This is a genomic window from Roseateles sp. 22389, assembly GCF_052044995.1.
Taxonomy (GTDB): Bacteria; Pseudomonadota; Gammaproteobacteria; order Burkholderiales; family Burkholderiaceae_C; genus Roseateles.
Map to the genome: position 1 here is coordinate 263795 of NZ_JBQEOF010000001.1, position 12676 is coordinate 276470.

The 12676-nt window shown below is 71.2% G+C and carries 12 protein-coding genes; 11 read left to right on the forward strand and 1 reads right to left on the reverse strand.

The annotated features are described in order from the left end of the window. The 3 genes from ACTJKJ_RS01160 to ACTJKJ_RS01170 form a co-directional block, all read left to right on the forward strand. Nucleotides 1-1088, forward strand: a 1088-nt coding sequence (locus tag ACTJKJ_RS01160; protein ID WP_440819336.1) for a DUF3108 domain-containing protein, incomplete at its 5' end; no start/stop codon positions are given. A 60-nt stretch (nucleotides 1089-1148) separates the two neighbouring features. Then, nucleotides 1149-1958 carry an enoyl-CoA hydratase gene (locus ACTJKJ_RS01165; RefSeq protein WP_440819337.1) on the forward strand — a complete coding sequence of 270 codons (810 nt, stop codon included), beginning with the start codon at nucleotides 1149-1151 and terminating at the stop codon, nucleotides 1956-1958. 311 nt (nucleotides 1959-2269) lie between these two features. Further along, nucleotides 2270-2554 (forward strand): DUF4148 domain-containing protein, encoded by a 285-nt coding sequence (locus ACTJKJ_RS01170; protein ID WP_175538337.1) that lies wholly within the window; start codon nucleotides 2270-2272, stop codon nucleotides 2552-2554. A 172-nt stretch (nucleotides 2555-2726) separates the two neighbouring features. Here ACTJKJ_RS01170 and lysS read toward each other — a convergent pair whose 3' ends face one another. After that, a complete protein-coding gene (gene lysS, locus ACTJKJ_RS01175; protein ID WP_440819338.1) occupies nucleotides 2727-4268 on the reverse strand; it encodes a lysine--tRNA ligase in 1542 nt (513 codons plus the stop codon). A 52-nt stretch (nucleotides 4269-4320) separates the two neighbouring features. On the opposite strand from lysS, the gene ACTJKJ_RS01180 reads away from it, so the two are divergent. From ACTJKJ_RS01180 to ACTJKJ_RS01215, 8 genes are all read left to right on the forward strand, one after another. Beyond that, on the forward strand, nucleotides 4321-5385 hold the full coding sequence (locus ACTJKJ_RS01180) for a Gfo/Idh/MocA family protein (RefSeq protein WP_440819339.1): 1065 nt from the start codon (nucleotides 4321-4323) through the stop codon (nucleotides 5383-5385). A 1-nt stretch (nucleotide 5386) separates the two neighbouring features. Continuing rightward, nucleotides 5387-5983: an acyltransferase gene (locus ACTJKJ_RS01185; protein ID WP_440819340.1), complete on the forward strand. Its 597-nt coding sequence runs from the start codon at nucleotides 5387-5389 to the stop codon at nucleotides 5981-5983. Continuing rightward, complete coding sequence (locus tag ACTJKJ_RS01190; protein ID WP_297383189.1) at nucleotides 5980-7083, forward strand: DegT/DnrJ/EryC1/StrS family aminotransferase; 1104 nt, start codon at nucleotides 5980-5982, stop codon at nucleotides 7081-7083. The genes ACTJKJ_RS01185 and ACTJKJ_RS01190 overlap by 4 nt, the downstream gene beginning before the upstream one ends. Before the next feature lie 71 nt (nucleotides 7084-7154). Continuing rightward, the gene (locus ACTJKJ_RS01195; protein WP_297383187.1) at nucleotides 7155-7715 is read left to right on the forward strand and encodes an acyltransferase; all 561 of its coding nucleotides are present in this window, start codon (nucleotides 7155-7157) and stop codon (nucleotides 7713-7715) included. Then, nucleotides 7712-8965: a DegT/DnrJ/EryC1/StrS family aminotransferase gene (locus ACTJKJ_RS01200; RefSeq protein ID WP_297383185.1), complete on the forward strand. Its 1254-nt coding sequence runs from the start codon at nucleotides 7712-7714 to the stop codon at nucleotides 8963-8965. The genes ACTJKJ_RS01195 and ACTJKJ_RS01200 overlap by 4 nt, the downstream gene beginning before the upstream one ends. Beyond that, the gene (locus tag ACTJKJ_RS01205; RefSeq protein WP_343603780.1) at nucleotides 8962-10266 is read left to right on the forward strand and encodes a lipopolysaccharide biosynthesis protein; all 1305 of its coding nucleotides are present in this window, start codon (nucleotides 8962-8964) and stop codon (nucleotides 10264-10266) included. Before ACTJKJ_RS01200 ends, ACTJKJ_RS01205 begins: the two co-directional genes overlap by 4 nt. Further along, the gene (locus ACTJKJ_RS01210; RefSeq protein ID WP_440819341.1) at nucleotides 10263-11399 is read left to right on the forward strand and encodes a glycosyltransferase; all 1137 of its coding nucleotides are present in this window, start codon (nucleotides 10263-10265) and stop codon (nucleotides 11397-11399) included. Before ACTJKJ_RS01205 ends, ACTJKJ_RS01210 begins: the two co-directional genes overlap by 4 nt. Before the next feature lie 37 nt (nucleotides 11400-11436). Next, the gene (locus ACTJKJ_RS01215) at nucleotides 11437-12669 is read left to right on the forward strand and encodes a glycosyltransferase family 4 protein (RefSeq protein WP_183482350.1); all 1233 of its coding nucleotides are present in this window, start codon (nucleotides 11437-11439) and stop codon (nucleotides 12667-12669) included. Nucleotides 12670-12676 lie beyond the last annotated feature (7 nt).

The following is a 12676-nucleotide window of genomic DNA, read 5'->3' on the forward strand; positions in this document are numbered from 1 at the left end:
CGCTGGGCGGGCTGACGGCGGCCGTGCTGGCCGCCCACCTCTGGCTGCTGAGCGGCGCCCGCGAGCTCCACGAGCGCTGGATGCCGGACACGCCGGAGCCGGACCGGATCGAAGCGGTCTTCGTCCAGGAACTGAAACCGGCCGCGCCGCCGCCGCCGGCCACCCCCGAGAAGGCCGGCCCGCCGGGCACGCCGCGGCGGATCGTCCCCTCCATCCCCTCGCTGGGCGAGGGCCCGGCGCCGCTGCCGCCCGATCCCGTCGCCAGCGAGCCGCCGCCGGAGCTGCAGGCCCTGGCGATGCCGCCGGCCCTGGCGGTGTCCGATGCCGTCGGCGAATGGACGCCCGGCATCGAGTGGCCGCTGTCGACCGAGCTCGACTACCGGCTGACCGGCGACTACCGCGGCGCGGTCCACGGCGACGCGCGCGTGCAATGGCTGCGGGACGGCTCGCATTACCAGGTCCATCTCGAGGCCTGGATCGGCCCGAGGATCGCGCCGCTGATGTCGCGCCGGCTGAGCAGCGACGGCGAGATCACGCCGCTGGGCCTGCTGCCGCGGCGCTTCGACGAGGTCACCGGCGGACTGGCCGGCGGCAACCGGCAACTGACGCTGCGCTTCGAGGACGGCGGCGTGCGCATGGCCGACGGCCGCCGCGAACCGATGCCCGACGGCACGCAGGACGCGGCCAGCCAGTTCGTGCAGTTCACCTGGCTGTTCCTCACCGGCCGGCAGGCGGCGCAGGGCGACCTGTTGATCCAGCAGTCGCTGGCGCTGCCGCGCAATCTCCACCTGTGGCGTTACCGGGTGACCGGCCTGGAGGAGGTCGCGACGCCGCTGGGGCCGATCCCGGCCTGGCATGTGGACTCGGACATGGACGACACCCGCGGCGACATGCAGGCCGAGTTCTGGCTGGCGCCGTCGCTGCAGTACCTGCCGGTGCGGGTGCGACTCTGGCAGAACCGCGCGAAGGACCCGCGCACGCACATCGACCTGGTGCTGAAGGCGCCGCCGAAGCAGGCCTTGGCTCCCGCGACGGCCGCGCCCGCCGCCAGCGCCGCGGTGGAGGCGGCGTCCACGGCGGGTCGGTGAAGGCGCGCTCCCGGACCAGCGCCCTATAGTTGCCGCCATTCCAAGTTGAAGGAGACCTCCATGATTCAAGCCCTGACCGGCGTCGCGTTCGAGAACATTCTGGTCGAGGTGGCCGGCACCGGCGACCGCAAGACCGGCGTGATCCGGCTGCATCGCCCCAAGCAGCTGAACGCGTTGAGCGATCCGCTGATGGACGAGCTGGGCCGCGCGCTGCTGGCCTTCGACGCGGACGACGGCATCGGCTGCATCGTGTTGACCGGCAGCGAGCGCGCCTTCGCCGCGGGTGCGGACATCCCGACGATGGCGCCGCACACCTTCATGTCGGCGTTCAAGAGCGGGCTGATCTCTAAGAACTGGGAGACCATCCTGCAGGTGCGCAAGCCGGTGATCGGCGCGGTGGCGGGCTTCGCGCTGGGCGGCGGCTGCGAGCTGGCGATGATGTGCGACTTCATCATCGCGGCGGACACGGCGCGCTTCGGCCAGCCGGAGATCAAGCTGGGCATCCTCCCGGGCGCCGGCGGCACGCAGCGCCTGCCGCGCGCCGTCAGCAAGAGCAAGGCGATGGACATGCTGCTGACCGCGCGGATGATGGACGCGGCCGAGGCGGAGCGCGCCGGGCTGGTGTCGCGCGTCGTGCCCGCCGAGCAGCTGATGGCCGAGGCGCTGACGGCGGCGGAGACGATCAACGGCTTCAGCGGGCCGTCGACGATGCTGATCAAGGAGCTGGTGAACCTGGCCTACCAGGGGGGGCTGAAGGAAGGCGTCGCCATCGAGCGCCGCCACTTCCATGCGCTGTTCGGCAGCGACGACCAGCGCGAAGGCATGGAAGCCTTCCTGGCGAAGCGGGCGCCGGTGTTCAAGCACAGCTGAAGGGGAAGGGCTTGCACAGGCTGCTGGCCCTCACCCCTTCCCTCTCCCGCAAGCGGGAGAGGGGGCCATGCCGGTAGCGGTGCGCTTCTTCCGCCAGCGGCCGTGGAGGGTCCGCCTCATTGCGGACCCCGATTGAAACAATCCTTGATCCCGATCGGTGTACGGTTCGCACACCAGCGCAGGATTGTTGACGATCCTTGAATGGATCTTTCCAGAATACCTAGTGTTTCCCCTGAGGGTCGGCGCCTAGAGTTCAGCCCATGGACGACGCGGAGTGCGGAGTCCGGTGCAACGAACCGAGAGGAACCGCCATGAACACGCTGACCAAGACCGCCCTGATCGCCGCCGCTTTCCTGAGCGCCAGCGCCACCTTCGCCGCCGAGCCGGTGGAAAAGACCCGTGCCGAAGTCATCGCCGAACTGCAAGCCGCCCGCGATTCCGGCGAAGTCGCCGCGCTGAGCGCCGAGCAAGCGGGCGTCGGTGCCCTGAACAACGGCATCAATGCCCCGACGGCCACCCAACTGGCCGCCAAGGCCTCCGCCCAGAAGACTGCCGCCAAGAAGGGCGCGTCGAACGAAGGCAACGCCGCCAAGTAAGGCAGGCCGCTTCCCCCTCGACACTGCCGGGCGCACCGGCCGGCCAGGGGGAGGCCAAAGCAGAAAGGGACACCTCTCGGTGTCCCTTTCTGCTTTGGTGCCTTCTTTTCTTACTCCCTCTCCCGCTTGCGGGAGAGGGCAGGGGTGAGGGCCAGCAGCCGTCCGCCTTCGCTCAACCCTCGCGCCGCAGCGCCGGGAACAGGATCACGTCGCGGATCGACGGGCTGTCGGTGATCAGCATCATCAGCCGGTCGATGCCGATGCCGCAGCCGCCGGTGGGGGGCATGCCGTACTCCAGCGCGCGGATGAAGTCCGCATCGAAGAACATCGCCTCCTCATCGCCCGCGTCCTTGTTGGCAACCTGCGCCTGGAAGCGCGCAGCCTGGTCCTCGGCGTCGTTCAACTCGGAGAAGCCGTTGGCGTATTCGCGGCCGGTGATGAACAGCTCGAAGCGCTCGGTGATCGTCGGGTCCGCGTCCGACGCGCGCGCCAGCGGTGAGACCTCGACCGGGTAGTCGACGATGAAGGTCGGCTCCCAGAGCTTTTCCTCGACCGCCGCCTCGAACATCCCGAACTGCAGCGCCGACAGGCCCCAATGCGCCGGCGCTTCCTCGCCCAGCGCCTTCAGCCTGGCGCGCAGCACCTCGGCGTCATCGGCCTCGGCCTCGCTCACGCCGGCGTGCACGATCAGCGACTGACGCACCGACAGCCGCGCGAACGGCTTCTCCAGATCCACCGGCTTGCCCGCGTAGCTCACCACCGCGCTGCCGGTCGCGGCGCGCGCCGCGTGACGGATCACTTCCTCGGTGAAGCTCATGACCTCCTGGTGGGTCCAGTAGGCCGCGTAGAACTCCATCATCGTGAACTCGGGGTTGTGCCGGACGCTGATCCCCTCGTTGCGGAAATTGCGGTTGATCTCGAACACGCGCTCGAACCCGCCCACCACCAGGCGCTTCAGGTAGAGCTCCGGCGCGATGCGCAGGTACATCTCCTGGTCCAGCGCGTTGTGATGCGTGATGAAGGGCTTGGCGTTCGCGCCGCCCGGGATCGGGTGCAGCATCGGCGTCTCGACCTCCAGGAAGCCGTTCTCCACCATGTACGAGCGGATCGACGACACCGCCTTGGAGCGCGCCACGAAGCGCTCGCGCGCCTTGCCGTCGGAGATCAGGTCGGCGTAGCGCTGGCGGTATTTCTGCTCCTGGTCGGCCATGCCGTGGAACTTGTCCGGCAGCGGGCGCAGCGACTTGGTCAGCAGCCGCAGCGTCGTGACCTTGACCGACAGTTCGCCGGTGCGGGTGCGGAAGAGCGTGCCTTCGGCGCCCAGGATGTCGCCCAGGTCGAAGTGCTTGAAGTCGTTGTAGACCTCCTCGCCCAGCGCGTCCTTCGAGAGGAACAGCTGGATCGCGCCGGTGGCGTCCTGCAGCGTGGCGAAGCTGGCCTTGCCCATGATGCGCTTGAGCATCATGCGGCCGGCCACCGTCACGGCGACCGCCTGGGGCTCGAGCTCCTCGTTGGGGAGCTCGCCGTACTGCGCCTGCAGCGGCTGGGCGCGGTGCTGGGGCTTGAAATCGTTGGGGAAGGCCGCGACGCCCTTGGCCTGCGCCTTCTCGCGGATGGCGGCGAGTTTCTCGCGGCGTTCGGCGATCAGCTTGTTGTCGTCTTGCGCGGGCGCCGCTTGGTCGGCGCCGGTGTGGGGGGCTTGGGGCTGGCTCATCGTGGACCTGGAAAAAGCTGGGCGCGATTTTAGGCTCTTAAAATCGCGCGCCATGCCTCAGTTCCCCATCCTGGACCGCCCGGTCCGTGTCGCCCTCGTCGGTTGCGGCCGCATCTCGAAGAACCACGTCGAGGCGCTGACCCGCCACGCGGGTCGCGCCGAACTGGTCGCCGTCTGCGACACCCGCCCCGAGGCCGTCCAGGCCGCGCTGACCCAGACCGGCCTGCCGCCGGAGCGCGGTTTCGCCTCGCTGGACGCGCTGCTGGCCGGCTCGGACGCCGACCTGATCGTGCTGTCCACGCCCAGCGGCCTGCACGCGCAGCAGGCCGTCGCCTGCGCCCAGGCCGGCCGCCACGTGCTCAGCGAGAAGCCGATGGCGACCAAGTTCGAGGAAGGCCAGGCCATGGTCCGCGCCTGCCGCGACGCCGGCGTGAAGCTCTTCGTCGTCAAGCAGAACCGCCTCAACGCGACGGTGCAGCTGGTCAAGCAGGCGCTGGACCAGGGCCGCTTCGGCCGCATTTTCATGAGCACGGTCAACGTGTTCTGGACCCGCCCGCAGAGCTACTACGACGCCGCCCGCTGGCGCGGCCGCTGGGACATGGACGGCGGCGCCTTCATGAACCAGGCCAGCCACTACGTGGACCTGCTGGACTGGCTGGTCGGCCCGGTCGACAACGTGCATGCCTACACGGCCACGCTGGACCGCGACATCGAGGCCGAGGACACCGGCGTGCTGGCGCTGCGCCTGCGTCACGGCGGCCTGGCCAGCATCAACGTGACGATGCTGACCTACCCGCAGAACCTGGAAGGCTCGATCACCATCCTGGGCGAGAAGGGCACGGTCAAGATCGGCGGTACGGCGGTCAACAAGATCGAGCACTGGGCCTTCGACACGCCCCACCCCGACGACGAGCGGGTGAAGAACGCCAGCTACGAGACCCCCAGCGTCTACGGCTTCGGCCACGCGGCCTACTACGACAACGTCATCCAGACGCTGCGCGGCGAGGCGCAGGCGCAGGTCGACGGCTACGAGGGCCTGCGCTCGCTGGAGCTGCTGATCGCCGCCTACCGCAGCGCGCGCGACGGCCAGCGCGTCGGCCTGCCGCTGGTGTTCTGACATGGGCTGGTGGAAGCACGACAGCGCCATCGTCGACGACGGCGCGCAGCTCGGCGACGGCACCAAGGTCTGGCACTTCAGCCATGTCTGCGCCGGCGCGCGCATCGGCGAGGGCTGCTCGCTGGGGCAGGGCGTCTATGTCGGCAACGACGTGGCCATCGGCCGCAACGTGAAGATCCAGAACAACGTGTCGGTCTATGACGCGGTGACGCTGGAGGACGACGTCTTCTGCGGTCCGTCCATGGTCTTCACCAATGTCTACAACCCGCGCTCGGCGGTGCCGCGCAAGAACGAATACCGCCACACGCTGGTGAAGCGCGGCGCGACGCTCGGCGCCAACTGCACCATCGTCTGCGGTGCGACGATCGGCGAGTACGCCTTCATCGGTGCCGGCGCGGTCGTCAAGGGCGACGTGACGCCGTATGCGCTGATGGTCGGCGTGCCGGCGCGCCAGATCGGCTGGATGAGCCGCCATGGCGAGAAGCTGGACCTGCCCGTCGACGGCCAGGGCCACGCGGCCTGCCCGGCCAGCGGCGAACGCTACGAACTCACCGGCCGGACGCTGCGCCTGCTGGACGCCACGGAGCCCCAGGCATGAGCCTTCCCTTCATCGACCTCAAGGCGCAGTACGCCGCCCTGAAGACCACCATCGACGCGCGCATCCAGCGTGTGCTCGACCACGGCCAGTACATCATGGGCCCCGAGGTCCAGGAGCTGGAGACCGCGCTGGCCGCCTACGCCGGCACGCGCCACTGCATCACCGTGGCCAGCGGCACCGAGGCGCTGCTGATCGCGCTGATGACGCTGGACCTGCAGCCCGGCGACGAAGTCATCACCACGCCGTTCACCTTCGCCGCGACGGCCGAGACCATCGTGCTGCTGGGCGGCGTGCCGGTGTTCGTCGACATCGAGCCCGACAGCTGCAACCTGGACGCCGCGCTGATCGAGGCCGCCCTCACGCCGCGCACGAAGGCGATCATGCCGGTCAGCCTGTACGGCCAGGTGTGCGACATGGACGCGATCAACGCGATCGCGGCGCGGCACGGGAACATCCCGGTCATCGAGGACGCGGCCCAGAGCTTCGGCGCGACGTACAAGGGCCGCAGGAGCTGCGGCCTCTCGACCTGGGGCGCGACCAGCTTCTTCCCGAGCAAGCCGCTGGGCTGCTACGGCGACGGCGGCGCGCTGTTCACCGACGACGACGCGCTGGCGCAGGCCGCGCGCGAGATCCGCGTCCACGGCCAGAGCCAGCGCTACACGCACACGCGGGTGGGCGTCGGCGGGCGCATGGACACGCTGCAGTGCGCGGTGGTGCTGGGCAAGCTGGAACGCTTCGACTGGGAGATCGCGCGGCGCCTGGCCATCGGCGAGCGCTACCAGCAGTTGATCGGCGAGCTGCCGCTGCAGCGCCTGGCCGTGCGCGAGGACCGCGACTGCGTCTGGGCGCAGTTCACCGTGCAGGTGGACGAGCGCGAGGCGGTGGTCCAGGCGCTCAAGCAGGCCGGCATCCCGACCGCGATCCACTATCCCAAGCCGCTGCACCGCCAGCCCGCCTACGAGCAGCGCTGCCGCATCGCGACGCCGCTGACGCATGCGGAGGCCGCGGCGCGGCGCGTGATGAGCCTGCCGATGAGCGCCGACCTCACCGAGGCGCAGCAGGACGAGGTCGTCGCCGCGCTGCGCGTCGCGCTGGCCTGAGCGCCGCGCGCGCCCGGGCCGTTGCCGATCTCCTCCCTTCCGATCAACCCCTGGACAAGGCCACCAACGCGATGCTGCTGGGCTACACGCTGGATGCGGTGCGCGCGCGGATCCGCGCGCGCGTCGCGGCGTGCCTGGGGCTGCGCGTCGGCACCCGCGCCCAGATCCATCCCGGCGCGCGGGTGCGTTGCGGCGCGGGCAGCGCGCTCGGCGCGGGATCCATCCTGTACCGCGACGTCCAGCTGCTGGCCAGCGGCTCCGGCGGCTTCCGCATCGGCGTGCGCAGCCACATCGCGCCGGGCGGCTACCTGCTGATCGGCCAGCAGCGGCTCACCATCGGCGACGACGTCGCCATCGGCCCCGGCCTGATGCTCTTCTGCGAGTCCAACGCGGTCACCGCCACCGGCCTCTTCCGCGAGCACTACCAGCGCGCCGACATCCGCATCGGCAGCAACGTGTTCCTCGGCGCCCGCGTGACGGTGCTGCCGGGCAGCGTGATCGAGGACGGCGCGGTGGTCGCGGCGCACGCCGTGGTGCGCGGCCACCTCCCCGGCGGCTGGGTCTACGGCGGCGTGCCGGCCCGGCCGCTCCACCGGGTCGACGGCGCGCGTCCGCCGTCGTCGTCCTCATGAAGGGTCATGTCGCCGGCGCACTGCGCTGGCGCGACCTGCCCGTGGCGCTGTGGCACTGGCTGCGGCGCGGCACCGCCAGCCTCGAGGACTTCCGCGCCGCCTTCGCGCGCAGCCTGGGCCTGGACCCGGCGGTCGACGGCGAGGTGCGCCTGTTCGGCAGCGGCCGCGCGGCGCTGCACGCGTTCACCGCGTCGCTGGACCTGCCGCCCGGCTCGGAAGTGCTGCTGCCGGGCTACACCTGCGTGGTCGTGCCCAACGTCTTCATGCACCTGGGGCTGTCGGTCCGCTACGTCGACATCGCGCGCGACGACTTCAACCCCACGCCCGATGCGATCTCCGACGCCATCAGCGACGAGACGCGGCTGGTCGTGGTGCCGCACAACTTCGGCCTGGTCACCGAGGGCCTGGACGAGCTGCGCATCCAGCACCCCGACGTCGTCTTCGTCGAGGATGCCGCCCACGCCTGGGGCAGCACCGACGCGGTGGGCCGCCCCGTCGGCACGCTGGGCCATGCGGCCTTCTTCAGCTTCGAGTACTCCAAGCCGCTGACCACCGGCATCGGCGGCGCGCTGGTCATCCATCACCCGCCGTCGCGGGAGCGCTTCGCGGCGCGCCTGCCGGCGCTGCGGGCGCCGTCGACCGGCACCGTCCTGCGGCAGCTGCTGACGCTGGGCTGGCACCGCTTGACGATGAGCCTGCCGCGCCCGGTGCTGAGCGCGCTGACCGCGCTGCTGCGCGCGCCATCGCGGATGCTGGGCGTGGTGGCGAAGACGCCGGACAGCGAGGTCGCCGGCGACACGCAGCCCGACTACCGCGCCGGCCTGCACCCGCTGAGCGCTGCGATCGGATGGACGCAGGCGCGTCGCTTCGACGCGATCCATGCGCTGCGCCGCGCGCAGGCCGCCGACTTCGACGCGCTGCTGACGAATCTGCCGGGCTGGGAATGGCCGGTGCGCGCGCCCGGCGCCGTGCTGCTGCGCTACCCGCTGCTGCTGCCCGATGCGGCGTCCCGCGACGCCGCCGTGGTGGCGCTCGAGGCGGCGGGCATCGTCGGCGGCACCTGGTTCGACGACGTCGTCCATCCGCGCGGCAGCCGTCGCTTCGGCTACACGGCGGGCGACTGCCCGCAGGGCGAGCGCGCGGCCCGCACCGTGCTCAACCTGCCGCTGGGCCTGCATGCGCGGCTGAGCGCCTCGCAGCGGGCCGCGGTGCGTGCGATCGCGGAGCGTCACGGAGGCCAGCTCCGATGACCGTCCGCCGCCGCTTCGCCCAGCTCGCCGGCGCGTCCATGCTGACGCAGGCGATCCCGATGCTGATCGCGCCGCTGCTGACGCGCTGGTACGGCGCCGAGGCGCTCGGGCATTGGGCGCTGTTCGTCGCGCTGGCCGCCAACCTCGCCACCATCGCCAACGCGCGCTACGAGTTCGCGATCGTCATGCCGCGCCGCGACGGCGAGGCCGCGCTGGTGCTGCAGCTGGCGCTGTGGATCGCCCTGGCCATGGGCCTGCTGACGGCCGCCGGTGCCGGCCTCTGGCACCTGCTGATGGCCCAGCATGCGCGGCTGGGCGGCCGCTGGGTGTCGCTCGCGCAGCTGGATCCGTGGCTGCTGATGCTGGCGCCGGTGGTCGCGCTGGCCGGCATGCAGCAGGCGCTGAGCCTGTGGAACAACCGCCAGGCCCGCATCGACGTGATCGCGCAGGCGCGCGTGCTGCAGCAGGGCGTGATGGCCGCGGCCCAGGCGCTGGCGGCGCTGGGCGGCTTCGCCGGCGTGGCGGCGCTGGTGCTGTCGCAGAGCCTGGCCGCGCTGCTGGCGCCGCTGTGGCTGCTGCATCGCGGCGCGCGCTGGCGCCGCGCCACGCGGCTGGACCAGGCCGGCAAGTCCTGGCATTGGCGCCACCTGCGCCGGCTGGCTTGGCGCTACAAGCAGTTCCCGCTGCTCAACAGCCCGCATGCCTTCGTCAACGCGGCGCAGGAGACGCTGGTGCTGGCGATGATCGCCGCCTGGGCCGATGCCGCCACGGCCGGCTACTACGCGCTGATGGTGCGTCTCGTGAAGGCGCCGGCGACGCTGGTCGGCGGCGCGCTGTCCGAGGCGCTGCTGGGCGAGCTCGCCCGCGACTGGCAACGTGGCGTCGACCTGCGTCCGCGCCTGCTGCGCGGCATCCGGCTGCTGGCGATGGTCGCGCTGCCCGGCATGGCGGTGCTGATCGCCGTCGGCCCGGCGCTGTTCGGCTGGCTGCTGGGCCAGGACTGGACCACCGCGGGCGAGTACGGCCGCTGGATCGCGCCCTACGTCGCCGCGCATTTCATCGCCGCGCCGCTGACCGTGACGCCGATGGTCACCGGACGTCAGCGCGGCGCGCTGGCCTTCAGCCTGGTCGGCAACGCGCTGTACGTGCTGCCGGTCGCGCTGGTGCTGAGTGCCGGCGGCGCGCTGACGACGGCGCTCGGCGCCATCGCGGTGCTGCTGCCGATCTATTTCGCGATCTACCTGGCGTGGCTGGTGCGCGGCTCGGCGCCGCGGCCCGTCGCCCATGGAGTGCCTGCATGAGATTGGTCCTGATCGGGGACGGCGAGAGTCCCCACCTGCTGAAATGGGCGCGCGCGCTGTCGCAGCGCCGCGAGATCGAGCTCTGGGCCGCGTCCACCCGCGGCTTCGCGCCCGAGTTCCATTTCCTGATTCCCGAGGACCGCCGCCTCGCGCTGAACACCGACCCCGCGCATGGCGGCGGCAACATCGCGGTGCTCAAGCAGCTGCCGGCGCTGGGGGCGTGGCTCAAGAAGGTCGATGCCGACTGGCTGCATGCGCATTACCTGACCTCGCACGGCACGCTGGCCTGGGCCGCGCGCCGCGGCTGGAAGCTGCGCGCGCGGATCGCGGGCTCGGCCTGGGGCAGCGACATCCTGGTCGCGCCCGGCCAGGGCTGGGCCTACCGCTGGCTGACGACGCAGGTGCTCAAGGCCTGCGCGGTGACGACCTCCGATTCCGAATTCATGAGCGCCCGCATGCGCGAGCTGGGCGCGGCCGAGGTGATGACCTTCCCCTTCGGCCTGGAGCAGCTGCCCAAGCAGAACGTGCGCAAGCAGCCCTGGCTGTTCTACGCCAACCGCGGCCTGGAGCCGATCTACCGCCCGCACCGCGTGATCGAGGTCTTCGCCGCGATCGCGGCGAAGCAGCCCGAGGCGCGCCTGGTCGTCGCCAACGACGGCTCGCTGCGCGGCGCGCTGGAGGAGCAGGTGCGCGCGCTGGGCCTGGCGGAGCGGGTCGAGTTCACCGGGCGGCTGGACGCCACCTCGCAAGGCCGCCGCTATGCGCCGGCGCGCTGGTTCCTGAGCCTGCCGGAGAGCGATTCGGTGTCGGTGTCGGTGCTGGAGGCGATGGCGCACGAGTGCCTGCCGCTGCTCTCCGACCTGCCGGCCAACCACGAACTGCTGGGCACCGCCGGCAGTCTGGCGCTGGGGCAGCCCGACACGCTGCTCGGCCGCCATGGCCTGATCCTGAAGGACGACGAGGACCTGGGCGCGCTGCCCGACCGCCTGCGGATGCTGGTCGGCGAGGCCGACGTGGCAGGCCAGGCGGTCGACGCCGACCGCCTGGGCGCGGCCAACCGCGCCTGGGTGGCGGCGCATGCGATGTTCGGTCCCGCCGTCGCCCGCTTCGTCGACCGCCTGCAACGCGCCTGAGGCGCCTGACCCGCGAGAGCCTTTCCCCGACGTCCCCATGAAGCTGCTGCTGATCAACCACTACGCCGGCTCGCCGAAACACGGCATGGAGTTCCGCCCGTTCTACCTGGCCCGCGAATGGGTCCGGGCCGGGCACCAGGCGCTGATCCTGGGCGCGTCCTACTCGCACGTGCGCACGACCCAGCCCGAGCCCGGCATGGCCGCGATGAGCGGCGTGAACTACCTCTTCTACGACACGCCCGAGTACCAGGGCAACGGCATGGGCCGGGTCAAGAACATCTGGTCCTTCTGCCGGCAGGTCTGGAAGGACGCCGACATCCTGGCGCGCGAATTCGCGCCGGACGTGGTCATCGCCTCCAGCACCTACCCGATGGACGTGTGGGTGGCGCGCCGCGTGGCCAAGCTCGCCAAGGCCAAGCTGGTCTACGAGGTCCATGACCTGTGGCCGCTGTCGCCGATCGAGCTGTCGGGCATGTCGAAGTGGCATCCGTTCGCGATGCTCTGCCAGAAGGCGGAGAACGACGCCTACCGCGATGCCGACGTCGTTGTCTCGATGCTGCCCAAGGTCCACGCGCACATGGCCGCGCACGGGCTCGACCTGAAGAAGCTGCACATCGTGCCCAACGGCATCACGCTGGACGAGTGGTCCGAGCACGGCGAGCCGCTCGAGCCCGCGATCCAGGCGCACCTGGACGCCGAGCGCGCGGCCGGTCGCACCGTCGTCGGTTACGCCGGCTCGATGGGCGAGCCCAACGCGCTGGACGTGCTGCTGGACGCGGCGAAGCTGCTGAAGGAGCGCGCCGATCCGGCTGCGAAGGCGCTGAGCGTCGTGCTGGTCGGCGGCGGTCATCTGCGCGAGCACCTCGAGGCGCGCGTGCGCGACGAGGCGATCGGGAACGTCGCGATGTTCCCCGCGATCCCCAAGGCGCAGATCCCGTCGCTGCTGAAGGGGTTCGACATCGCCTACATCGGCTGGCAGCGCACGCCGATCTACCGCTTCGGCATCGCGCCCAACAAGCTGATGGACTACCTGATGGCGCAGCGGCCGGTGCTGCACTCGGTGGAGGCCGGCAACGATCCGGTGGCCGAGGCCGGCGCCGGGCTGACGGTGCCGCCGCAGGATCCGAAGGCCGTCGCCGACGGCCTGCTGACGCTGGCCGCGGTGCCGGCCGGGGAGCGCGCCGAGATGGGGCGCCGCGGTCGCGAGTTCGTGCTGGCGAATCACACCTACCCAGTGCTGGCGCAGCGCTTCATCGACGCGGTGTCCTGACCTGCCG

Excerpts from the sequence above, each read along its gene's own strand:
- ACTJKJ_RS01165 (WP_440819337.1), top strand. The coding sequence starts at position 1,149 with ATGATTCAAGCCCTGACCGGCGTCGCGTTCGAGAACATTCTGGTCGAG.
- lysS (WP_440819338.1), bottom strand. The coding sequence starts at position 4,268 with ATGAGCCAGCCCCAAGCCCCCCACACCGGCGCCGACCAAGCGGCGCCC.
- ACTJKJ_RS01190 (WP_297383189.1), top strand. The coding sequence starts at position 5,980 with ATGAGCCTTCCCTTCATCGACCTCAAGGCGCAGTACGCCGCCCTGAAG.
- ACTJKJ_RS01205 (WP_343603780.1), top strand. The coding sequence starts at position 8,962 with ATGACCGTCCGCCGCCGCTTCGCCCAGCTCGCCGGCGCGTCCATGCTG.
- ACTJKJ_RS01185 (WP_440819340.1), top strand. The coding sequence starts at position 5,387 with ATGGGCTGGTGGAAGCACGACAGCGCCATCGTCGACGACGGCGCGCAG.
- ACTJKJ_RS01195 (WP_297383187.1), top strand. The coding sequence starts at position 7,155 with ATGCTGCTGGGCTACACGCTGGATGCGGTGCGCGCGCGGATCCGCGCG.
- ACTJKJ_RS01215 (WP_183482350.1), top strand. The coding sequence starts at position 11,437 with ATGAAGCTGCTGCTGATCAACCACTACGCCGGCTCGCCGAAACACGGC.
- ACTJKJ_RS01180 (WP_440819339.1), top strand. The coding sequence starts at position 4,321 with ATGCCTCAGTTCCCCATCCTGGACCGCCCGGTCCGTGTCGCCCTCGTC.
- ACTJKJ_RS01210 (WP_440819341.1), top strand. The coding sequence starts at position 10,263 with ATGAGATTGGTCCTGATCGGGGACGGCGAGAGTCCCCACCTGCTGAAA.
- ACTJKJ_RS01170 (WP_175538337.1), top strand. The coding sequence starts at position 2,270 with ATGAACACGCTGACCAAGACCGCCCTGATCGCCGCCGCTTTCCTGAGC.
- ACTJKJ_RS01200 (WP_297383185.1), top strand. The coding sequence starts at position 7,712 with ATGAAGGGTCATGTCGCCGGCGCACTGCGCTGGCGCGACCTGCCCGTG.